The organism is Roseivirga sp. (genome assembly GCF_049099775.1).
In the GTDB taxonomy this organism is placed as follows: Bacteria; Bacteroidota; Bacteroidia; order Cytophagales; family Cyclobacteriaceae; genus Roseivirga.
This window is the reverse complement of the sequence record NZ_JAGDZM010000013.1, coordinates 229,855-251,249: the sequence shown is the minus strand read 5'-3', so window position 1 is coordinate 251,249 and position 21,395 is coordinate 229,855. Positions and strand designations below refer to the sequence as shown.

General features: G+C 38.4%; 21 protein-coding genes. 2 read left to right on the top strand and 19 right to left on the bottom strand.

From position 1 onward, the window contains the following. Positions 1-3 precede the first annotated feature (3 nt). The 4 genes from JXQ92_RS18250 to JXQ92_RS18235 form a co-directional block, all read right to left on the bottom strand. The gene (locus tag JXQ92_RS18250; RefSeq protein ID WP_421988083.1) at positions 4-561 is read right to left on the bottom strand and encodes a YceI family protein; all 558 of its coding nucleotides are present in this window, start codon (positions 559-561) and stop codon (positions 4-6) included. Between the two features lie 24 nt (positions 562-585). After that, complete coding sequence (locus JXQ92_RS18245; RefSeq protein WP_421988082.1) at positions 586-1,008, bottom strand: OB-fold protein; 423 nt, start codon at positions 1,006-1,008, stop codon at positions 586-588. Positions 1,009-1,016: 8 nt separating this feature from the next. After that, entirely contained in the window at positions 1,017-1,814 is a 798-nt protein-coding gene (locus tag JXQ92_RS18240) for a c-type cytochrome (RefSeq protein ID WP_421988081.1), read from the bottom strand. A gap of 159 nt (positions 1,815-1,973) precedes the next feature. Next, positions 1,974-2,453 (bottom strand): DUF456 domain-containing protein, encoded by a 480-nt coding sequence (locus JXQ92_RS18235; RefSeq protein ID WP_421988080.1) that lies wholly within the window; start codon positions 2,451-2,453, stop codon positions 1,974-1,976. A 55-nt stretch (positions 2,454-2,508) separates the two neighbouring features. On the opposite strand from JXQ92_RS18235, the gene JXQ92_RS18230 reads away from it, so the two are divergent. Beyond that, positions 2,509-3,027, top strand: coding sequence for a hypothetical protein (locus tag JXQ92_RS18230; RefSeq protein WP_421988079.1), 519 nt, complete (start codon positions 2,509-2,511; stop codon positions 3,025-3,027). Position 3,028: 1 nt separating this feature from the next. On the opposite strand, the gene msrA is transcribed toward JXQ92_RS18230, so the two are convergent. The 9 genes from msrA to JXQ92_RS18185 all read right to left on the bottom strand — a co-directional run bounded on the left by msrA (position 3,029) and on the right by JXQ92_RS18185 (position 12,691). Then, a complete protein-coding gene (gene msrA / locus JXQ92_RS18225; protein WP_421988078.1) occupies positions 3,029-3,688 on the bottom strand; it encodes a peptide-methionine (S)-S-oxide reductase MsrA in 660 nt (219 codons plus the stop codon). 54 nt (positions 3,689-3,742) lie between these two features. Beyond that, a complete protein-coding gene (locus JXQ92_RS18220) occupies positions 3,743-4,219 on the bottom strand; it encodes a hypothetical protein (protein WP_421988077.1) in 477 nt (158 codons plus the stop codon). A gap of 63 nt (positions 4,220-4,282) precedes the next feature. Further along, positions 4,283-4,822 carry a peptide-methionine (R)-S-oxide reductase MsrB gene (msrB, locus tag JXQ92_RS18215; protein ID WP_421988076.1) on the bottom strand — a complete coding sequence of 180 codons (540 nt, stop codon included), beginning with the start codon at positions 4,820-4,822 and terminating at the stop codon, positions 4,283-4,285. 59 nt (positions 4,823-4,881) lie between these two features. Beyond that, a complete protein-coding gene (locus JXQ92_RS18210) occupies positions 4,882-5,802 on the bottom strand; it encodes a methyltransferase domain-containing protein (RefSeq protein ID WP_421988075.1) in 921 nt (306 codons plus the stop codon). A gap of 150 nt (positions 5,803-5,952) precedes the next feature. Beyond that, the gene (locus JXQ92_RS18205; RefSeq protein WP_421988074.1) at positions 5,953-6,150 is read right to left on the bottom strand and encodes a hypothetical protein; all 198 of its coding nucleotides are present in this window, start codon (positions 6,148-6,150) and stop codon (positions 5,953-5,955) included. A gap of 160 nt (positions 6,151-6,310) precedes the next feature. After that, a complete protein-coding gene (locus JXQ92_RS18200) occupies positions 6,311-7,642 on the bottom strand; it encodes an exonuclease domain-containing protein (protein ID WP_421988073.1) in 1,332 nt (443 codons plus the stop codon). A 114-nt stretch (positions 7,643-7,756) separates the two neighbouring features. Beyond that, the gene (locus JXQ92_RS18195) at positions 7,757-9,466 is read right to left on the bottom strand and encodes a sodium:solute symporter (RefSeq protein ID WP_421988072.1); all 1,710 of its coding nucleotides are present in this window, start codon (positions 9,464-9,466) and stop codon (positions 7,757-7,759) included. Between the two features lie 130 nt (positions 9,467-9,596). Continuing rightward, on the bottom strand, positions 9,597-12,137 hold the full coding sequence (locus JXQ92_RS18190; protein ID WP_421988071.1) for a PIG-L family deacetylase: 2,541 nt from the start codon (positions 12,135-12,137) through the stop codon (positions 9,597-9,599). A gap of 143 nt (positions 12,138-12,280) precedes the next feature. Next, positions 12,281-12,691, bottom strand: a complete 411-nt coding sequence (locus JXQ92_RS18185) for a hypothetical protein (RefSeq protein WP_421988070.1) — start codon at positions 12,689-12,691, stop codon at positions 12,281-12,283. 116 nt (positions 12,692-12,807) lie between these two features. Between JXQ92_RS18185 and JXQ92_RS18180 the strand changes: the two genes are divergently transcribed. Beyond that, on the top strand, positions 12,808-14,046 hold the full coding sequence (locus JXQ92_RS18180; protein ID WP_421988069.1) for a hypothetical protein: 1,239 nt from the start codon (positions 12,808-12,810) through the stop codon (positions 14,044-14,046). Between the two features lies 1 nt (position 14,047). Here the strand turns inward: JXQ92_RS18180 and JXQ92_RS18175 are convergent, their stop codons facing one another. The 6 genes from JXQ92_RS18175 to leuC all read right to left on the bottom strand — a co-directional run bounded on the left by JXQ92_RS18175 (position 14,048) and on the right by leuC (position 21,394). Beyond that, a complete protein-coding gene (locus tag JXQ92_RS18175) occupies positions 14,048-16,804 on the bottom strand; it encodes a prolyl oligopeptidase family serine peptidase (RefSeq protein WP_421988068.1) in 2,757 nt (918 codons plus the stop codon). An 83-nt stretch (positions 16,805-16,887) separates the two neighbouring features. Beyond that, positions 16,888-17,625, bottom strand: coding sequence for a YebC/PmpR family DNA-binding transcriptional regulator (locus JXQ92_RS18170; RefSeq protein WP_421988067.1), 738 nt, complete (start codon positions 17,623-17,625; stop codon positions 16,888-16,890). Positions 17,626-17,681: 56 nt separating this feature from the next. Next, a complete protein-coding gene (locus JXQ92_RS18165) occupies positions 17,682-18,188 on the bottom strand; it encodes a histidine triad nucleotide-binding protein (protein WP_421988066.1) in 507 nt (168 codons plus the stop codon). 59 nt (positions 18,189-18,247) lie between these two features. Continuing rightward, on the bottom strand, positions 18,248-19,360 hold the full coding sequence (leuB, locus tag JXQ92_RS18160) for a 3-isopropylmalate dehydrogenase (RefSeq protein WP_421988065.1): 1,113 nt from the start codon (positions 19,358-19,360) through the stop codon (positions 18,248-18,250). Between the two features lie 50 nt (positions 19,361-19,410). After that, positions 19,411-19,998, bottom strand: coding sequence for a 3-isopropylmalate dehydratase small subunit (gene leuD, locus JXQ92_RS18155; protein WP_421988064.1), 588 nt, complete (start codon positions 19,996-19,998; stop codon positions 19,411-19,413). Position 19,999: 1 nt separating this feature from the next. After that, positions 20,000-21,394 carry a 3-isopropylmalate dehydratase large subunit gene (gene leuC, locus JXQ92_RS18150; RefSeq protein ID WP_421988063.1) on the bottom strand — a complete coding sequence of 465 codons (1,395 nt, stop codon included), beginning with the start codon at positions 21,392-21,394 and terminating at the stop codon, positions 20,000-20,002. Position 21,395: the final 1 nt, after the last annotated feature.

Sequence of the window (21,395 nt, the reverse complement as noted above, 5' to 3'; positions counted from 1 at the left end):
CTTTTATTTATATAGCTCGTACGCAAATGATGCGGTCACTTCTACTACTTCTGCAATATTTTTAACTACTACTTTCGGGATACTGATCTCGTGATCTTTTACGCGAACATTGAAGACTAGGTCCCCTATTAGTTTTTGATCTTTTACAGTAAGTATTGCCTTAGTTGTGAGCGGCCTTTTCACCCCATGTATTGTAATTTCTCCTTGAACATCGACTTCATAGGTTCCATCCTTCATTTCTTTTAACCCACTTGGAGAGTCAAAGCTTCCTTTAAAAGTAGATTTAGGATACTTGGCCGATTCCATGTAATTCTCGTTGAAATGCTCTTGCATGAGTTTTTTCTCGAATTCGAAGGCCTTCATGAGCATATCTACTGCCACTTCACCTTTGCTGACATCTACTATGCTCAACACTTTATTGTTATGCGCTTCAATGTCCTCCATTGGCGCTGTAGAAAAGAACTTCACATGTCCTGTTCTAGTCAAATATCTATTTTGTGCATTTACTGCCAACGTGCACATAAGCATGGTTAGCGCTAAAAAAATTCTCGTTAGTTTCATTAGTTAATTTTTAATACGTGATTTTCAGTTGTTATTGATGATACCTCTGATAAGCAGGACATCTAGTAATAAACCAATGCACTCTGCTTTCAGTGTAATTGAGCTGTTAAGTCTTATTTTTTGTAGCTCTTCATTATCTAATGGTGCTTCCATTGTGCATTTAATTACACCGAATCCACCTGTTTTAAGGCTTATAATTGGCAAACTACCTTCCGGAGTCTCTATTTCGCTTATTTCACCTGTTACCTCTACTATCTTATTCAGGTACTTCTGATTGGACGCTTCTTCGTTTGCATCAAATTCATTGTAGAGTTGTACAGCATTGACTTGATGGTCTGCATCTAACCTTTTCATGGCTGGTGCAGTTCTTAAAAAATTATCGTAAACCAAATAGGCCGCTATTAAACCGACGATAATCACAATGATTAATATTGATTTCTTTTTCATATCCCTTATTAATTTCCTTGTGCTCCATCATTCACCCAGCAAATGATATTCGCGATTTGTTCATCAGATAGTGAACCACTTCCTTGCGGTGGCATTGTTCTAGCACTAGTACGTGCTCTTATTCTTCCAGCCTGCCCTGTGATGTTAGCATCAACTCTGAAGTCTGGTGCTTGTGAGCCATCATGGCAACCTGATGTAGCACAATTAGCTTGTACTAATGTTCTTATTTCTGCAAACAATACTGTAGAGGCAATCTCACTACGTACTTCAACTTCACACCCACTCGCATCTCTCACCGTAACTGTGTATTCTCCAGGTGCAAGACTTGCAAAATTCGGATCTGCCTGAAATGAACCGTCATCTAGCTTATATTCGTAAGGTGTAACCCCATCTGTTGCTACAATTTGAATTGTACCATCCGGATTGTTGCAGTCACTCGGTGTTACAGATGAGGTTGCATTTACGCCGTCTTGGTTTCTAACCTCGGCATTTACTTGAATATTACAGCCTAAATCCGTATCAGTAACGGTAATTGAATAAGTGCCTGCCGCTAAGTTTTGAAAAAGGGATGAAGTTTGAGCTGACCCTCCTGCTAATTGAAAAGTGTAGTTTCCTGAGCCTCCCGTTACATCAATAGTAAAGCTTCCGTCGCTTTGACCACAGTTAGCATCCACTTGATTTGAGAAGGCAATATTTAATGTTGTACTACAATCAATTGTTCCTGGTAGCGGTTCTTGTTCTGAAGTACAAGCCCAAATAAGTGCTAGACTAAAAAATATGATACTAGGTACCTTTAAATATTTCATGAACTCTTGTTTTTGGTCGATTGCACCCTATACGCTACGCCTTTATAAAAGGCTGCGGTGTCCGACAAAAAACTTCAGAAATTAAGAATTCAAAAGGTACTCTAATTTAAATAAGTGAATGAATGCGGCTTATTAGGCAGATTTTAAATATATGGACTACTATGCGAATACGTTCTTGAAAAACAGCCACGCCATCCAACCAGAGGCAATTAATTTGAGTAAAACGCCAACTAGAAACCCCACAAAGGCTCCGAAAGCAGCTCGAAGTGCTTCTTTATTCGTGGCTTTTCCCGTGCTCATTTCACCTAAAAATGCCCCTATAAAAGGACCTAGAATGATACCTAAAGGCCCAAAGAATAATCCGACTATTAGGCCTATTGTACTGCCCCAAACCCCTCTTTTGGTGCCACCAAACTTCTTAGTACCATATACGGGAACTACATAATCCAATGCGGTTACCCCTGCGGCAATCAATCCCCACATCCAAAGAAAATCTGAATCGAAAGGTGATTTCTCAGTGAATTCTAATAATAATAGGCCTACAAAACTTACAGGTGGACCCGGAATGATAGGTAAAAAGCACCCTAAGATTCCCACTATTATACATATAGCACCAAGAATAATGAGTAAAATATCCATTCAATAATGTTTTTGACCGAGATTAAAGATGCCTAAATTTCGTTGATTATAAAACATGGACATCAGAAAACAACTCTTAAAAGAGCACTCTAAAAAGAATACAGCGCTTATTGTAAGTTTTATTGAGTCGAACCCAGATCAAATAGTTGAATTGATGGATATTTTCATCAATGAACGCTATAGGTTAGTCCAAAGATCGGCCTGGGTAGTTGGTGATTTGGGAAGGTCACGTCCCGAGCTTATTCAACCTTATATACCGCTATTGATAGAAAACCTTAAAAAGGAAGGGCTTCATGATGCTCCAAAAAGAAACACCATGCGCTTTCTTCAAGAAACTAAAATAGACGAAGTGCACTGGGGGGAATTATATGATATAGCCATGCAATTCTTGGAAAGTAAAGATGAAGCGGTCGCTGTAAAAGCTTTTTCTATGACTGTCGCTTATAATATTGTCAAGAACGTTCCTGAATTAAAAAATGAACTGGCCCTTGTTGTAGAAGACTTATTGCCATACGGCACGCCAGGCATAAAAAGTAAAGGGCAAAAAATTCTTTCTGCCCTTCACAAATTATAGTTTATCGTTCTGCCCGATACTTGGCTTTTACTTTCTCAGGAAAATATTTTTTAAGCTTTTTGACTTTAGGAATGGCCACATTAATGATGTATGGGTTTCCTGGGTTTAATTCGTAATAGTCTTGATGGTAATCTTCTGCCAGCCAAAACTTTTCGTAAGGCTTAACTTCAGTCACTATCTTTTTATCATACTTACCCGACTTATCTAGTTTAGCAATCGTAGATTCTAGTGCTTCTTTCTGATCGTTATTATGATAAAATACCGCTGTTCGATATTGAGATCCAACATCTGGTCCTTGACGATTTAATTCTGTAGGGTTATGTGTAGCAAAGAATATATCTAGCAGCTCTTGATATGTGACTACGCTCGGATCGTAATATATCTGTATTCCTTCTGCGTGCGTTGTCCTTCCATAGCTAACTTGATAATACGTTGGATTTTCTTCCTTACCCCCTGTATAACCAGAAACCACATTATTGACGCCTTCTACCCTTTCGAAAACAGCCTCTGTACACCAGAAACATCCTCCGGCAAATGTTGCTATGGCTTCACCATCTTGTAAATTATTTAAAACAGCTAATTCAGTACCACCTTGGCTAGCGCATGAGCCAATAGAAAGGTTTAAAATCAGCGATAACATTATAGAATAAACTCCCTGCATATCTTCCTCAATTACATTTGTTCTCCCGTAACGCCATGTTCCTTGAAAAGGTTTTTAAATATGGTCAGCTAGGATGCTTTTCAAATCAGCAGGAGAATAATTCACTGATTTCAATGTCTTATTATCGGCCGATCGATATACTAAAAAGTGACCATCTGATTCCTCTATGTAACTTTCTGTTCCGTCTTTATCCATGTAATGCTTTCTGGTAGCTTCTGCTTCATCCATTGTCTTACATGTCTTGCTCATGTTGGAGCGTTGAACCTCATCAAAAAGCGACTTGAACTTACCACCTAAACCAAACTCAAGAATGGCTCCAGATAATACATATTGTATGTCTGCTAACGCATCGGCTATTTCAACTAAATCGTTGTCAGCAATTGCTTCCTCTAATTCTTTTAATTCCTCTGCAATTAGTGACACACGAAGCTTGCATCTATCCTCAGAAGGTATTTGAGGTGAATCAAGAATAGGGTGTTTAAAAGTCTTATGAAATTCTGCTACGCTGTTTAAAGATTTGGGTTCTTCCATGGTACAAATAAAAAAGGCCTGATTAATCAGGCCAATGTTAGTGAAATATTTTGTTCTGCTGAATTACTTCAGGTCTTTTTTAAATTTTGGTGGATCTTCTCCTTCCGGTACGAAAATCAAAGCTGCAGAATTTAGGCAATAACGCTTACCTGTTGGATTTGGTCCATCATCAAATACATGACCTAAATGAGATCCACTCTTGCTATCCACCACTTCCCATCTAACCATGCCAAAAGTGGTGTCTTTCACCAACTTGATGGCATTATCTGAGATTGGATCCCAGAAACTAGGCCATCCTGAATAAGAATTGTATTTGGTTTCAGAACTGAAAATTGGCTGTAAAGAAGCTGCAGAATAGTAAGTCCCTTTTTCATAGAATTTATTGAGCTTGCCTGTTCCAGCTCTTTCTGTTCCACGTTCTCTAAGAATATAAAATTGTTCTGGAGTTAAACGTTTTTTCCATTCGTCATCCGAAAGTTGAATTTCGTATTTCTCTTTATCTTGAACGTCTTGCTTTGCAACTGCTTTATTCCCTTTGAGCGTTATGAAGCTTGATACTACCAGAATGATCAAACCAGAGATTAAAATTACTTTAGTCTTCATATGATTGCTTTTTTTGCTAACCGTATGTACGCCAAAAAGGTTTAATTGGATTTAAAAACCTAGAACAATTGTCTCTTCAAAGAAGTCTTCCCGACAAATGTATCTGACATATCAGAATCTTGAGTAGCTGATATTGGGTGAAAGTAGATTTCACAACTGCTTACTTTTTTCCAAGGTTTCATTAGCACCTTGGCTTTTTTCACAAGTTCATCCTTTTTCAGCTGACGTTCAGCATTCAAAGGTAGGCTGTCATTAAACATGACAATTGAAGCACCTCTACTACATACTACACGCTTAATTTCTCCAGCCGCTTCTTTTTCAACGTCCTTCTCGTATTCATTTATCAAATCAAATGAAACGAGCGTGTCTATAGATTCTTGCGCAAAAGGAAGCGCCACAGGATCACATAAAACAAGTGTCGTATCTTTCTTAAGCTCTGATTTTAATGCTTTAAGTCTCTCTAAATCGAAATCTGCATGAACATATTCCGCGAAATGAGTATTAAAAACAAGGTTATGAACGTCATCTGCATTGTTCGAGCACATGCTCACAAAAACATTCTGAGATTTTGTTATGTATTGTTTTAAAGAAGCGATGGCATCAGAGGGCATTGAAGGTACACTTGGTAACTTATTTACTTGCTCTGAATCAGTTTTGCGGTTAAAACTATAAATACTCTCGAAGCTCGAAATTACTGTATCTGAAACTCTTTTGAGGTAATTCTTTGTCCGGTTTTTGGTAACTATAGCGGTTTCCTTTTTCAGATATATAATATTATCGTCAACAGGGTAGATATAGGTTTGATGTTCTGTTACCAATGCGCGTTTTAAAGACTCTTTAACTTGAACACCCGGATAAAAGAAAAGCTCACCGCCGTTAATTCTTGAATTAACAACAACAAGCTCAGCATCTGTTAAATACCTTAGGTTCCTTCCAGAGAAGGGGCATATTAAGAATGTATCAGCAGTGTTTTGAGTCATTTTTTCGTAGTCTCTGTATGTGATACAGACTACGTGCCAATAACCCTACCAAAAATTTAAAAATTCTTTTCTGAGTGTTAAATCGACCTTTTGGATAAAGGTATTTCCCGATATGGGAATTATTCTCCTAGGATGAAAAGAAAAATCTTTTCAATTTGAAGAGTACTCAGAAACTTCTAGCTTCTTATGCCCAGCCATCAGCGTACTAGCAAACATTAATTCTTTGCTTACGTCGCTTACGTTGTTCACATACTTTCTAAAACGTTTCGATGTCTTTTTAGACCTCTCCTGAATTGACTCTTCAGCGTATTTTAAAATTTTTCCTCCAAGTTCTTTTGTCTTCTTCATGACTGCATTTTCTATGATTGTATAACCAAGTTATGTCTAAGATGTTTATGATGACTTAGCTTTTCTATCTTAATCCTTCCAACGGGAAATAACGTTTACGGTTGGTAGGATTTTCATTTTTATAACAATCAACTTCATCAATACCCTAACCGGAATATTTTTAAAAAACAACAATTTCTCTTTTATCGATATATTGATTTATGATTCTATGTACATCAGGATTATCAGGATAACTTTTCACAAGATCTTTGACCTGGTTTAATGATTCTCCTGTTACTTCTTCATCAAAAAAGCCAAACCCTTTATAAAGCCCTTCTTCTACCAACACAACACTTTTCTCTCCTATCGTTCTTCCATCACCAAAAAGACAATAGGTGTTTTTCACATCATTTATCGCCGCTAGAGCCGCTTTGAAACGCTCTTTTAGTGTTTCTTCATCAGAAACCTCGAAAGAATACCCGAAGTATTTCATCATTGAAGCAGGCAAACTGCAGAGTTCGGGATCAAGGTTATGGTCTTTTACGAATTGAATTAGGAAGGTTCTGGCCTTATCAAATGAAGTAAAAGATTTTAGGGGAATATGTCCTTTTTGAACCTTACCAATCGATAAACGATGAAACCCTCTTGAGTCTTCATAATGGTAGATTCCATATTTTCTCGAAGGGTATTTCTGGGCTTTATTAAATGGAGGAAAGAGTCTTTTAATTTCGAATGATTCAAATAAGAAAGCAATCATTTCATCACCACAAAGCTCAAAAGTAATATCGTATATCTGATCTTTTAGGCCTTGCTTATAGATAACATCGCTTGACGAAAAATGATTTCTAACTCTCGACTTAATATTATTAGCCTTTCCTACATAAAGAACTTTCCCATGGTCGTCATGAAAGTAGTATACGCCTGTTAAGGCTGGTAAATTTGCGAAAGTCTCTTTTGGCAAATTAGGCGGTAAATCAGATTCCTTTGAATTCTTCTTCAGAAACTCTTGAATTTGTCCTGAATCGTCGGCAATTAATAAATCCATGAGCTCCGCTGTTGCTCTGGCATCCCCCATTGCTCTATGCCGAGCAGCATTTTCAATTTGAAAGTGATCAGCGAGCCTACCTAAGCTGTACGACTTTAAACCTGGAAATATCTTTCTGCTCAGCCTCACCGTGCATAGTTTGGGTAAGCTCAAAGTACCTCCTAGTTCAACAAATTCTTTTTTGATAAATGAGTAATCGAAATTCACATTGTGTGCTACAAATATGTTGCCCTCTAACATCTGATGAATTTCTTTGGCCACTTCGTAAAACTTAGGGGCATTCATCACCATCTCATTTGAGATACCCGTTAAAGAGGTAATTCCCATTGGAATACCGCATTCAGGATTTATCAGGGTCTGATATTCGTCTATTACACGCTTACCATCGTGAATAAGGATCGCTATTTCTGTGATCTTACCATAAGCCGCAGCGCTTCCAGTTGTTTCTATATCGACTATGGCATACATGGAAATGAATTTAGAAAAACTATTGAGTATTTCTAGGTCAATCTTATGAAGTCAGGAGAAGTTTTCAATAACACATTAATATTACTACATGTTTAAATATGTGTATATGTAATTTTATTTATTTCTATCGATTTGATTAATGATCAAACTAAATAAGACTACGAGTATACAACCCAATGCATTGTACCACAAAAAGCCCATGGTAAATATGCCAGCAAGGTCTTTTGTATTAAGGTAATGAATAAGAATGATAGCCGCTTGACTCAAAAGTGCTCCAATAAAAACGGCATTTGATCTCACTTTCTTTAAAAAGAAGGCTACCACGAAGATTCCTAGAACAGTTGGATAGAAAAGTGATCCAATCAAATTAACAGCTTCAATTAAGTTATCGAACAAACTAAGGGTAGAAGCTACTATAATGGCCAGAATACCCCATCCTAATGTAAAAATCTTGGAATATTTTAGATAATGTTCATCACCGGCATTTTGCTTCACTCTTCTTTTATAGAAGTCAATTGTGGTTGTACTTCCGAGTGCATTTAATTCTGAAGAGGTTGATGACATTGCTGCGGAGAATATTACGGCGAAAAGCAGTCCAACAATACCAATTGGCATATTCTTGAGCACAAAGTCCATGAAAATATAGTCGGTATCCTTGGTTTCAGCACCAGGAACCGCCTCTCCTACCAGTTCAATTGCCCTTTTCCGAAGGGTATCCGATTCAGCTTGTAATTCATTAACTCGTAATGTTGCACTTTCAATCCCAGGCTCATCTCCTGCTCTTACAGCGTCATTTAAGTCTTCAACAGCTTGCAGTTTTTCAGAAAAAATTTCGGCATATTCCCCTTCATAATCCTTAAAATCTGGTCCTCTATCAGTCTCGTATACTTCTTCTTTTAGTGTTTCATTAAAAAAGATCGGAGGCTGATTATACTGATAGAATACAAAAACCATTGCTCCTATAAATAGGATAATAAACTGCATGGGTACTTTTAATAATCCATTCATCATAAGTCCTAAACGGCTTTCTGATAAGGATTTACCCGATAGGTATCGCTGTACTTGTGACTGATCTGTACCAAAATATGACAGAAACAGGAAGACTGCTCCGGTCATTCCAGACCAAAAACTGTATTTATTTTCTAAATCAAAAGTGAAGTCAACTACATTGAGTTTCCCCATTTTACCTGCCACATGCAGTGCATCCGTCACATTAACACCTGTAGGTAAGGAATTGAGCACAAGAATACCTGCCAGAATCATACCTCCCATCATCACAGCCATTTGGGTCTTCTGTGTTTGGGTTACGGCCTTGGTTCCACCTGATACGGTGTAGATAATAACTAGTACACCAATTACAATATTGGTAGCTCTAAGGTCCCAATTCAATAAGGAAGATAAAATAATGGATGGGGCATAAATGGTGATTCCCGCAGCCAATCCCCTTTGCACAAGAAATATGAAAGCGGCCAACATGCGCGTCTTCATATCAAAACGAGTTTCTAAATACTCGTAGGCGGTGTATACTTTTAGTTTGTAATAGATCGGCAAGAAGAAAACCGAAATGATGATCATTGCGAGCGGTAGCCCAAAATAGAACTGTATAAAGCCCATGCCTTCAGTGTAGGCTTGGCCTGGTGTGGAAAGGAAGGTAATGGCACTAGCTTGCGTCGCCATAATAGACAAGCCAATTGCCCACCATTTAACGTCGTCGCCTCCTCTTAAATAGCTATTGATATCATTGTCGCTTCGCGTTTTCCATACGCCATAAGCCACAATGGAAATTAGTGTACCAAATAGTACAATCCAATCTATAGTACTCATGAATAATGGATGGTAAATAGGTAAAACAATAGAACCATTATCCCTAAAACGATCATAACGAGCCAGTACATTTTAGACCATGAATCGAAAAAAGGAGGCTTATCTTCTTGGGTTTCCTCGTTGTCTTTGATCATTTGTTGTCAGTTTCTACAGAGTTCAATGCCGTATTCTTTGGTCTTTCTTTTCCTAAGGAAATCATATTAGTAAATATCCTGAAAGCTCCTGGAACACCTGCTGGCAATTCTCTAAACCAAGAATAGCCTGTATAAACAAAGTTTCCTTCGCCATATTCTGCAACAAGCAAACCGCCATTTTTTGGTGTTTCACCGGGGTCATTACTTGATAATATCGGCGTATACTTTTCATCCCATTGATTCGGGAAATATAGGCCTCTTTCTTGTACCCATCCTTCGAAATCTTTTTGGGTAATCTTATTTGGGCCGTTAATAATGGGGTGCTCCGGAGCTAATATCGTCACTTGGGCTTCTTCTACGGTTACTCTATCTCTTGAAATTTGGAAAGGATATGGACCAATAGGTGGCTGATTTCTCATGGAAGTATTGTACTGTGTAATAACAGTGCCTCCAGTTTTAACATATTCCATCAACCTTGGTTGTATCACATTCATTCGCTCAATTGTGTTGTAAGCTCTTACCCCTACTATTACAGCATCAAAAGCTTCAAGGCTTTCTGTGGTTATGCTATTGGGGTCCAGAATTGTAACTGTGTATCCTACTTGTTCTAAGCTTTCCGGAATGGCATCTCCTGAACCCATGATGTAACCAATATATTGGTTGGCTCTTTTAATTTCAGCCCGAACTACCTTTGTGTTGCTTTTAGGAAAAATAGTTTGAATTGGGATATGATCGTAGTCTATAATCTTTAGGCCTCGGTCATAACTTTTTCCATTATAAGTAGCCTGAACGCCGATATAGGCTTCTTCTGGAGATGAAGGTGGTAAGACACTAAAAACTGCTGAAAATTCCTGATTTTTTTCTTTCAAGTCGTATGAGACAAAGGCTGGATTGGATTTCCAACCGTTAGGTAAGTTCAACCGAACAGCACCTTTAACATCAGTTCTACCTGATTTAACCACAACGTTAACCGTTTTAGGTTCATTATTCGGAAACACAAGCACGCTTTCCTTGATATCTGCCATTACTGGAGGCGTGATAACGAATGGCCTATAAAATTCTCCTTTTACACGATCGTTACGTTTAAAAATCACATCGGACCTGTATTGGTAGGGCTGACCATTGATTTCAAGATTAAAAAACACAGGTACTGCTCCTGGGTTTTCTGCTAGCCCAATCATTTCTTGGTCTTTCACGGCATACATACCTAATGAGGCTTCATCCTCAAGCCAGTAAGGTTGTGAATAATTCGCATTCTGATTGATCTTAATTGAATCATTCTTACGTAGCCTTTGATTGTTTACCAATGACTTATTTATGCTTATCGTCTTTCTTAAAGAAGGAATATTAATAGAAAGTATTTTAGTATCGATTACGGAACGATTTATTGCTTCGTAGAAAATAGGAACAACTTCTCCTGGTACTGCACTGTATGTGCTTGCAGCTACTTCAAGGTAAAGACCCATGGCTGATTTTATGACTAGATCAAGCTCTTTTAATTTTATATTCTTCCAATAATCATTCTTAAGATTCACTAAGGCCGTTCTTGCTTCTAATAATGTAGGTACTATAGCCGATGGGTTCTCTAAATTGTAAGCCTTGTTAGCCCTTCTCAAAAGATCACCGATCGTGCTCCCACCCTCTACTCTGTTCCATGTCTGATCAATATTTTCAAAGACATCTTTACTCGGTGCTTCACCTTTCCATAACTTCAAATATTCTCTTAATGCCCCCCTATTACCGGTACTACCAAACCCCTGAGACTTATGTTGGCTCCTGCTTATCGCCGAAATTTCATCATATGATTTACCTAATAAAGGGTTGTAGGCGCCAAGCTCTAACTCATAGTAGCCATCTTCTCCAGCAAATGTTCCGCTATTGCTTCCTCTAAAATTATAGGTATTCCAATAAAGGCCTTTTGGTTGCCAAGGATCTACATATTTCAATTGCTCTGGGAAAACATTAGGATCACCTGCGATATCAAATGCTTCTATGGCTAACAAAGCTGAAGCGGTGTGATGGCCATGCATTCTCCCACCTGGAACTCTTGCGGAATCGAATCTGGCGATCATTACATCTGGCTTAAACCTTCTTACATTCCAGACTACATCAGCAAGTGCATCGTTTTTATCCCAAGTATTAAAAGTTTCGTCAGGATCTTTAGAGAAACCAAAGTCATTGGTTCGGGTAAAGAATTGTTCGCCACCATCTCTTCTTCTTGCAGCCAACAATTCCTGTGTTCTAATTATACCTAGATATTCTCTTATTTCCGTGCCAACTAAATTCTGACCACCGTCGCCCCTAGTCATCGCCATATAAGCTGTTCTAAGGTTTCGTTCATTCGCCATATAGCCAATAAGTCGAGTATTCTCGTCGTCAGGATGTGCAGCCACATATAAGACAGTACCCAATACTTCAAGCTTATTTAAGGCTTGCTTTATTTCGGCAGCATTTAACTTGACAGGGGCCTGACTATAAGAATTGACACTAAAAGCCGATAAGATTAAAAGAGCAAGAATCTTAATTTGAAATTTCATAGGTTTCGTAGTACGGATGGGTTTTAGTACGAACACGAATATAGTAAGTTGTATTTAGTGAAAAGAAGTCACTTTTGTGAGCGGTTAAATAAAAAAGGGCCACTACTCCTAGCGGCCCCTGGATCAAAACTCAAAACAACAATTTATCTTCTAAATAGTACAGTGTTACAAAAGTCCGTTCTATTGTTTGCTGAGAAAGTATCGTCGACCGCATAAGTCAGATAGATTTCTCCATTTTCTAATCTTCCAGTTCCTTCGATGACATACCCGTCAATGGCTTGTCGAGGAATTGTAATTCTTCTTCCATTTACTTCAGCATAGACCTCAATGCCTTGCGCATAAAAGTTTCGAATGTAAATAGCATTGCCGTAGTCATCTGAATCTCTAACAATTCTCATGTCGAAAAACGACAATTGATCATAAGTTTCACTGTATTCTTCAGCTTCAAATCGACCGACAAAATTGTCTCTGTTGTCGAATGGTATTTCAATTATTGTTAAGTCGCAGCTTGATAATAAAACTAAGACTGATACTATGAGTAAACCTTTTTTCATGTTGACCTCCTTTTTTGGTTGATGTATAACTACATTTCCAAAATGATGCCAAAAATGAATTCAACGCTTATATTGGCTTTATTTTTGATCAGTAAAGAATTCTAAAAACCATCTATTTGAATCAATTAGATCCCTTTTATAAGTTTCTACTTTTAATATTACTCTTGTCTTTTTCGGGGTGTAATCAAGGGAAGGTTAAGACTTCGGTAGATAATTCTGAATTGCTTGCTTATCTAGATCAAAATAATTTTCCTATTTCTATAGATGGCAACAAGCCTACTGACTTCTCTCCTTTGGACAGTAATTTTACTAGAAAAAGACTCATCCTATTAGGAGAAGTTCATGGCAGTCAAACTAACGAAAAGCTGGACATGGAGCTATTTAAGTATCTTTACTATAAGCATGGCGTCAGGTATTATTTAGGAGAAAGTGGTTATGGCATGGGTTTGCTCATCAATGAATATTTACAAACTGGTGACGAACAATTACTCAAGTCAATATTTCAGTCACTAACAGGAACATTTAGTGGCACTCAAGAAAATTATGAACGCCTTCAAGCGCTAAGAGCTTTTAACCAGAGTTTACCATCCTATGCCAAGATTAAATATGTAGGAATCGATTTAGAACAACATTTTAGTACTGGGATTCTTTCCATTAAAGGTTTTCTATTCGATGATCTTCAATATTATGACAAATCAATACAACAGGCTTTAGTCAGCTTAATAAGCCTTCAAAACAACAACTATCGTGACGTGAACAGTTTCTGCAAGTACTTTCTTGAAGATTTACGAAAAGAAAACTTAGTGGATAGTTATAGAAGGGCGTTTGGCATACATTACAATGAGGTATTGTTAATCTTAGAGAACATGATTATGCGGTATGACCTCCACCAGCAACCTGAAGCTTACTTGGTCAAACGAGAAAAACAACTTGCCAAGAATTTGCAATTCGTCATGAACAAGAACCCGATCGGAAACTTCTACGGTAAATGGGGTGCTTTCCATATATGGAAAAATAATGTTGGTAATCAGTCGAGTAGCTTCATAAAAGAATCAATTGAGAGTGGAGCATTGAAAAAAGATGAAATACTTAGTATTCCCATTTTCTACGAAAACAGCTTTTATGCTGATAAAAACAACAATTATCAGTCGACAGCCATTTCTTCGATGAACCTACCAGGTTTATTGGAATCCAATGATGATGCGTCAGTTAAAGTTTATTCCCTAAATAAAAAAGGTTCACCATTTAAGCACCACATGCTGTTGGTCGAAGGTCGTGAAGGTGTTACTACTGATTATTTCACTGAGTTTATAAAAATTAGAGGCTCGAAAGCCTCTAATAAACGTGTTTTTTAACTCACTTTTTCCAGTCTTTCAAAGACTTCATTTGATCTTCATAAGGAATTCCTTGGCTGATCCAAGATTCAGCCTCTTCGCCTTTCAAATAATGACCAAACCATTTCAAAATACGGTATTGATAATCTGAACTATTCTTTTCAGCCCTTAAACCATGTCCCTCATTGGCGTAAACAAGGAGCACGAATTGTTTTCTAGCACGCCTTGCAGCATTATAATATTCTATACCCTGTCGCCAATCTACATTCTGATCGTTATCTCCCACTTCAAAAAGTAGTGGCGTATTGAGTTTCTCAACATTAAAAACCGATGAGTTTCTAACATAGCCCTCCACATCTTCAAAAATTGGAACCACCATTCGTTCTTGACTTACCTCGAAATGTTCGTTTTCTGGTGCACCGCCAAAAGCCCAAGCGATCATACCAGCCATACTCGTAAGATTAGTCAAACCTGCCCCTGCTACACTTGCTGCAAAAATATCAGTTTGCGTTACAGCATATCCTGCCTGATATCCTCCCCATGAATGGCCGACTAGTCCAACTCTTTTTTCATCTATTAGCCCTTTTTCAACAACTGCTTTTACTGCTGCTTCCATTGTTCTTACTGAAGAAATACCAGGGTCTCCAGCATCAAAAACAATATCTGGTCTTAAAACGAAATAGCCATTTTGTGTAAACACCGTATGGCTATAGTAATTGGTCTGTGATGGGGCGCTGTACGAATGAATACCATCGGACAACAGCTCATAGATATAGGTGATCATTGGGTACTTTTTCCCCGGCTCGTAATTGGCAGGGTAAAAAAGAGCACCTTGAAGTTTTTTACCATTGGCATTCGTATACTCTACAATCTCAGATTTACCCCAAGCAAAATCTTTTTGGAATGGGTTTGTCTCTGACACCTGCTTTGCATCTTTAAAAGTTGAAGACGTGACAAAAAAGTCCGGTGAATCACTAAAGGTTTCAGTACTGTAAGCATAAACCTCAGCTTCTTCTGCTTTATTTAAACGACTAACCCTAGCATCTTCCCAAATCAGTTGTTGTACAGCTTTTCCGGGTACTATTCTAGCATAACCAGATTTCTTAGACTTGTAACCGAACGTGCTTAGGTACATAGCCGATTTCTGATCGATATAATCTTCAAAGTCTATATAGCTGAATCGATGTCTTATTTCTTGGGCTTTTCCATCAGTTATTCTCCTATTATTTTTACCATTCACAGCAAGCTGCCAAACATCATATTTTGAATTGACAAAGAAAGAATTCCCACTTTTCTCCCATGCTATGACTCCATAAGACCTTTTTCTTGGTGTTGGGTGATCATCGTCATAGTTTAAAAAAATGGCATCACCATTTGTTAAACGTAGGTGTGTCTTTTGGTTTAAATCATATATATAATAGTCATCGCCCTTCACATAAGGAAAGTATTTACCATTAGGGCCTATTGAACCAATGGTGCTAATATCAGTAAGCACTTTGGTCTTAGTGCCCGTCGCTATATCAATGGCATAAGTATCAGAACTACCACGACCAAACATTGCATCCTTCTCATAAGGGGTAGCATCTACTCCCAAAAGAATTGGTTGATTGGTTTGTAATCGCAAGCTTTCAACTAGTTCATCTTCCAATTGAACGAACTTTTCCTTTTCGATATGCCAAACAGACATAAATTGATTGTCTCTTCTTCTAGCAGCGGATAATTTCTGTTCTGGGATTACTTTTACGTCCTTACTATGCCAAATCTGTAGTGCGGGCGCCTCATCCGTAAAGTCTTGGAATGACGTTTTCTCTTCATCTGTATCCTCTTTATTCTCAGATTTTTGCTCCCAAGCTTTAATGGCAAAGAACAAATACTCACCATTATCCGACCATGTTAAAGATCTAGAGGTTATCACCTTATGATGCACCGGAAAATCCTCAAAATCCGTTTGATTAAAGACGTAGACATTTCTCTTTTTTGAACTTACTTTTTTCCAAACTAGAATATGCTGACTTGCTTCTTTGTAGTCATCATCTTCAAAATCTCTAAAAACTACCAGGTCATCGCTGTCTTCTCTCCAGCGCAAGCCGCTGTATTCAGCTTCCTTACTATCTAATACACTTAAACTTCCTGTTGTAGGGTCGAATAATTGAACACCATTTCCGGCCTGACCATCAGCGTCGATCACCATAGCCAGTAAACTACTTTCATCTTTCCAGCTGTATTGAGCTACATTACCGAAACTAAACTCTTGACCGGTGGCTAAGTTCCTTATGACCAAGTCACTACCCTTGCTTTTCTTTTCTTTGGTTTTGACGCGTTTCATTGCAAGGAAACGTGAATCATCGTTAAAGCTGAAGGCATTTACATCCTTTACCTCCATACTATCAGGCTGAGCTAAATTCAGAAGCTTAAAAGTACTTTTAAGTGGCGATTTACTCTTTTCTTGGGCTTTGGCTGATGGGTTTTCAAAGTAACCTAACCATTGGTTATCCGAGGAAAACTGAGCCCTTGTACCTTCTGAGAGAATTTTTACTGAATTCGACTTGAGATTATGTAGTCTAATTTCATTTACCTTATTATTCCTTCTGATGTCGTAAAAGAACCAATTACCATCTGGTGAAAAAGTACTTCTAAAACCAAGATTTTCCCACTGCTCGTAGTCACTCACTTGGAGCGTCTTTTTGGTATCCTGAGCAATAATTTCAGCCGAACAAACAGTAAAAATGGAGAAAATTAGTATTGCTACCCTACTGGTAGTCTTTGAAAAATTAAGCATGATGTTGAGTTTTTGTAGGAAGTGAATTTACCACCTATTTCTCAAACTTAGCAAGCCAATTTCTAGTAGATTTCAGACTTCAACTACCCAATGTTGGTATATACCGCCTGAACATCGTCATCATCTTCAAGCTTATCGAGCATTTTCTCTATTTCTTCCAATTGCTCATCGGAATACTCTACAGGGGTGGTTGGAAAGCGTTTTAGATTAGCACTTTTAACATCAATAGAAAGGCCTTCTAGTGCACCTTGAAGTGATCCAAAATTAGTATAGTCACCATATACTGAAACCGTATTGATTTCCTCACCATTTTCGTTCTCTTCGACGTCTTCTTCGATTTCTTCCAAACCAGCATCAATCAATTCAAACTCAAGTTCTTCTAAATCCATTTCATCGGTTTTATCGAACTCAAAAACAGCTTTTCGGGTAAACATATACTCCAATGAACCTGTAGGTACCAAGGCTCCCTCTGCTTTATTGAAATATGACCTCACATTAGCGACAGTCCTGTTTTGGTTGTCAGTAGCGCATTCTACAAAAACCAAGACACCATGTGGCCCTTTGCCTTCATAGTTCATTTCTACATAAGCCTCTACATCTTTACTAGTTGCTCTTTTGATGGCCCCATCGATATTATCTTTGGGCATATTTTGAGCTTTCGCATTCTGAATGGCTGTACGTAATGCGGCATTCATATCCGGATCAGGGCCACCCTCTTTAGCAGCCATGGTAATGGCCTTACCTAGTTTTGGAAAAACGCGAGACATCATGCCCCATCGTTTCATTTTTCTACCCTTCCTAAATTCGAATGCTCTTCCCATAATGATTTGGTTTCTGCTAAAGCCTCAAAATTAAAAAGTCTTTGATATGAGCAGAATTATTTGTCTTCTTTTTTCTTCCGAGGGTCTACATATGTTTGAGTTACCATAGGCCCCACCTTCATTCCTCCTAACAGATGTAAATGTATATGGAATACTGATTGTCCTGAGTCTTCGTTCGTATTCATCGACAAACGATAACCAGTTTCGGCGATATTATACTCTTTGGCTAAGTCGCGAGCCACTTTATACATTTTACCAATCAAGTGAATATCTGCATCTTCCAAATCGGCAATGGTGGGGATACGTTTCTTAGGTACAATTAAAAAATGAACTGGAGTTTGCCGTCTTAGCGGTACAAAAGCGATGATTTCGCTGTCCTTATAAACAACTTCAGCAGGTAACTCTTCGTCCCAAATTTTTTCAAAAGGAGACTTTACGGCCAATTTTTTCGCTTTATCCGATGCATAGGCTTCAGACTGCGAAAAGGCTTGAAAAGTCAATGCTAAGAAAAATAATGGTATCAGATATTTAAACATGGTACGCCAAACGATAGTTCTATGCAAAGGTTCAAAAAAAGCTCCGATGAATCGGAGCTTTATAATATAAACACAATAACTGAGTACTAAATAATAGTACTTAACCCTAATTTTATGTTTCCTTGAGCACAAGATTCTTCACCATCGGCTATACAACTCGCTATAAAATCGCCTACTCTATCAGTTCCATAACCTTCTTCTTTGGCTAAGTCTTCTGTCACCATTCCTATTCTTAGCGATGCGTTAACAGCATTTCTTACTTCAATCGCTTCATTCACTAAACCTAAATGATCTAGCATCATGGCCGCCGAAAGTATAGTCGCCAATGGGTTTGCAATATTTTTTCCAGCGGCTTGTGGATAAGAACCATGAATTGGTTCGAACATGGCCGTTTTATCACCAACTGAAGCAGATGGCAAAAGTCCTAGCGACCCGCCAATTACACTTGCCTCATCAGAAATAATATCACCAAACATGTTTTCAGTTAGAATTACATCAAAATGCTTCGGGTTTTGAATCATTTGCATAGCCGCGTTATCAACAAACATACAATCCAAAGTTACTTCTGGATACTCCTTTGCTATCTCATTAACCCTTTCTCGCCAAAGTCTTGAGGTTTCCAAAACATTAGCTTTATCGACTAGTGTGACTCTTTTTGATCTATTTTTAGCCGCTTGAAAAGCCAAGTGGGCGATACGATCAATTTCAAAATCAGAATAAATACAATGATCGAAGGCTCCATTTTCGGTTCTTCCTTTTTCACCAAAGTAGATTCCACCTGTGAGTTCTCGATAAACCACCATGTCTACACCTAGAATCCTTTCGGTTTTTAAAGGTGACATGTGTACCAAACTATCATATGCAGTTACGGGTCGAATGTTTGCATAGAGGCCAAGGCTCTTTCTGAGCTTAAGCAAGCCTTGTTCAGGTCTTACCTTAGCAGATGGGTCATTGTCGTATTTGGGATGCCCAATGGCCCCAAAGAGAAAAGCATCTGACTGTTCACAAACCCTTAAAGTCGTGTCGGGTAAAGGCTCTCCAGAATTATCAATTGCTACCGCACCTACATCTCCATAAGCGTATTCGAAAGTATGACCAAACCTTTCGGCAATAGCATCTAGTACTTTTCGAGCTTCGGTAACTACTTCTGGACCAATTCCATCTCCAGGTAGCATACCTATCTTTTTGTTTACTCCCATGTTATAAGAACTTGAGTTTACTGTGTATTTAATTTTCTAGTTTAATTCAATCAGATGACTACCGACGAAGTTTCATAAGCTTCAATTTCAGCCTTCATATTCACCAAATAGTCTATATCGTCATAGCCATTAATTAGGCATTCCTTTTTATAGGGATTTACTTCAAATGATTCTGAGTGCTCTTTAAAACTTATTGCTTGTCTTACTAAGTCTATACTTATTTGAGTGGTTGGATCAGCTTGAATCGTTTCCAACATTTCCTTTAAAAACTTATCACTGACTTGAACTGGCAAAAGACCGTTATTGAGAGCATTGCCTTTAAAAATATCAGCAAAAAAGCTCGAAACAATCACTTTAAAACCATAATCAAACAAAGACCAGGCAGCGTGTTCTCTTGACGATCCGCATCCAAAATTTCTACCAGCTACTAAAACCTGACCTGTAAAAGTGGGGTTATTTAGTATAAAATCAGCTTTTGGAGAATTGTCAGGGTTGTATCGCCAATCACGAAACAGATTATCGCCAAAGCCTTCTCTAGATGTTGCCTTTAAGAACCTTGCAGGTATAATCTGATCGGTATCTATATCTTCTATGGCCAAAGGCACTCCTGTTGATATTACCTTTTCGAACTTCTTCATCTTAATTCAAATACTTTGTGATATCTACGATTTTACCCTCAACAGCTGTAACTGCTGCCACTAAAGGACTAGCCAAAAGTGTTCTAGCTCCTGGACCTTGCCTGCCTTCAAAATTTCTGTTGGATGTTGATACGCAATACTCGCCAGTAGGAACTTTGTCCTCATTCATGCCTAAACAGGCTGAGCAGCCCGGTTCTCTTAATTCAAACCCTGCTGCTAGCAGTACTTGATCAAGCCCTTCTGCGATGGCTTGCTTTTCTACCTGTTTCGACCCTGGAACTATCATAGCCGATACATTGTCGGCCTTTCTTCTTCCTTTCACGTAATCTGCCACGATTCTCAAATCTTCAATTCTAGAATTGGTACAACTTCCTATAAAAACATGATTGATAGGTTTACCCAAAAGTGATTCACCGGGTTTGAAACCCATATAGTCTAAAGACTTTTTAAAACTGTCTTGACTACCACCACCTACATGTTGAGGTACTTGCTTAGTGATTTTTATACCCATTCCTGGGTTAGTACCATATGTAATCATTGGTTCTATATCCGTAGCATCGAAGTGATATTCTTTATCAAAACTCGCATCTGAATCGGTATGGAGTGTTTTCCAGTACTTGACGGCTTCGTCATAGGCGTCTCGTTTTGGGGCAAACTCTTTTCCTTCTATGTAGTCAAATGTGGTTTGGTCTGGAGCGATCATTCCCCCCCGAGCACCCATTTCAATACTCATATTGCAAATGGTCATTCGTGCCTCCATGGTAAGGTTTTGAATGGTTGAACCGGCATACTCAATAAAGTACCCTGTTCCTCCTGCTGCAGTCAGCTGCGAAATGATATATAGAATAATATCTTTCGCTAAAACGCCTTTGTTTAATTCACCGTCTACAGCAATTCGCATGGTTTTAGGCTTAGTCTGAAGTAAACATTGGCTTGCCATCACTTGTGCGACTTGGCTTGTTCCAATACCAAAGGCAATAGCTCCAAAAGCTCCATGGGTCGATGTATGACTATCACCACAGACCATCGTTCTTCCAGGCAAGGTTATGCCTAGTTCTGGACCGATAACGTGAACAATACCTTGAAATGGGTGTCCTAGGCCATATAGTTCAACATTATGCTTTTTACAGTTGGCTAAAAGGGTATCTACCTGATGTTTAGATAAAGCCTCTTTGATCGGTAAGTGTTGGTCTTTGGTTGGAATATTATGATCAGGCGTGGCCACCATCTTCTCTTTCCTGAAAAGCGATAGGCCTCGTTTTTCTAGCTCAGTAAAGGCTTGTGGACTGGTTACTTCGTGTATAAGATGTCTATCTATGTATAAAACATCGGTATCACCTGCTAGGCTTTTTACCACATGGGCATCCCAAACTTTGTCAAATAATGTCTTTCCCATA

What these genes read in the sequence shown, in the direction of transcription:
- JXQ92_RS18250 (WP_421988083.1), bottom strand. Translation starts at nt 561, where the DNA reads ATGAAACTAACGAGAATTTTTTTAGCGCTAACCATGCTTATGTGCACG.
- JXQ92_RS18230 (WP_421988079.1), top strand. Translation starts at nt 2,509, where the DNA reads ATGGACATCAGAAAACAACTCTTAAAAGAGCACTCTAAAAAGAATACA.
- msrA (WP_421988078.1), bottom strand. Translation starts at nt 3,688, where the DNA reads ATGCAGGGAGTTTATTCTATAATGTTATCGCTGATTTTAAACCTTTCT.
- JXQ92_RS18240 (WP_421988081.1), bottom strand. Translation starts at nt 1,814, where the DNA reads ATGAAATATTTAAAGGTACCTAGTATCATATTTTTTAGTCTAGCACTT.
- leuD (WP_421988064.1), bottom strand. Translation starts at nt 19,998, where the DNA reads ATGAAGAAGTTCGAAAAGGTAATATCAACAGGAGTGCCTTTGGCCATA.
- JXQ92_RS18210 (WP_421988075.1), bottom strand. Translation starts at nt 5,802, where the DNA reads ATGACTCAAAACACTGCTGATACATTCTTAATATGCCCCTTCTCTGGA.
- leuC (WP_421988063.1), bottom strand. Translation starts at nt 21,394, where the DNA reads ATGGGAAAGACATTATTTGACAAAGTTTGGGATGCCCATGTGGTAAAA.
- JXQ92_RS18220 (WP_421988077.1), bottom strand. Translation starts at nt 4,219, where the DNA reads ATGGAAGAACCCAAATCTTTAAACAGCGTAGCAGAATTTCATAAGACT.
- JXQ92_RS18175 (WP_421988068.1), bottom strand. Translation starts at nt 16,804, where the DNA reads ATGCTTAATTTTTCAAAGACTACCAGTAGGGTAGCAATACTAATTTTC.
- JXQ92_RS18170 (WP_421988067.1), bottom strand. Translation starts at nt 17,625, where the DNA reads ATGGGAAGAGCATTCGAATTTAGGAAGGGTAGAAAAATGAAACGATGG.
- JXQ92_RS18185 (WP_421988070.1), bottom strand. Translation starts at nt 12,691, where the DNA reads ATGAAAAAAGGTTTACTCATAGTATCAGTCTTAGTTTTATTATCAAGC.
- JXQ92_RS18245 (WP_421988082.1), bottom strand. Translation starts at nt 1,008, where the DNA reads ATGAAAAAGAAATCAATATTAATCATTGTGATTATCGTCGGTTTAATA.
- leuB (WP_421988065.1), bottom strand. Translation starts at nt 19,360, where the DNA reads ATGGGAGTAAACAAAAAGATAGGTATGCTACCTGGAGATGGAATTGGT.
- JXQ92_RS18200 (WP_421988073.1), bottom strand. Translation starts at nt 7,642, where the DNA reads ATGTATGCCATAGTCGATATAGAAACAACTGGAAGCGCTGCGGCTTAT.
- JXQ92_RS18205 (WP_421988074.1), bottom strand. Translation starts at nt 6,150, where the DNA reads ATGAAGAAGACAAAAGAACTTGGAGGAAAAATTTTAAAATACGCTGAA.
- JXQ92_RS18195 (WP_421988072.1), bottom strand. Translation starts at nt 9,466, where the DNA reads ATGAGTACTATAGATTGGATTGTACTATTTGGTACACTAATTTCCATT.
- JXQ92_RS18190 (WP_421988071.1), bottom strand. Translation starts at nt 12,137, where the DNA reads ATGAAATTTCAAATTAAGATTCTTGCTCTTTTAATCTTATCGGCTTTT.
- msrB (WP_421988076.1), bottom strand. Translation starts at nt 4,822, where the DNA reads ATGAAGACTAAAGTAATTTTAATCTCTGGTTTGATCATTCTGGTAGTA.
- JXQ92_RS18235 (WP_421988080.1), bottom strand. Translation starts at nt 2,453, where the DNA reads ATGGATATTTTACTCATTATTCTTGGTGCTATATGTATAATAGTGGGA.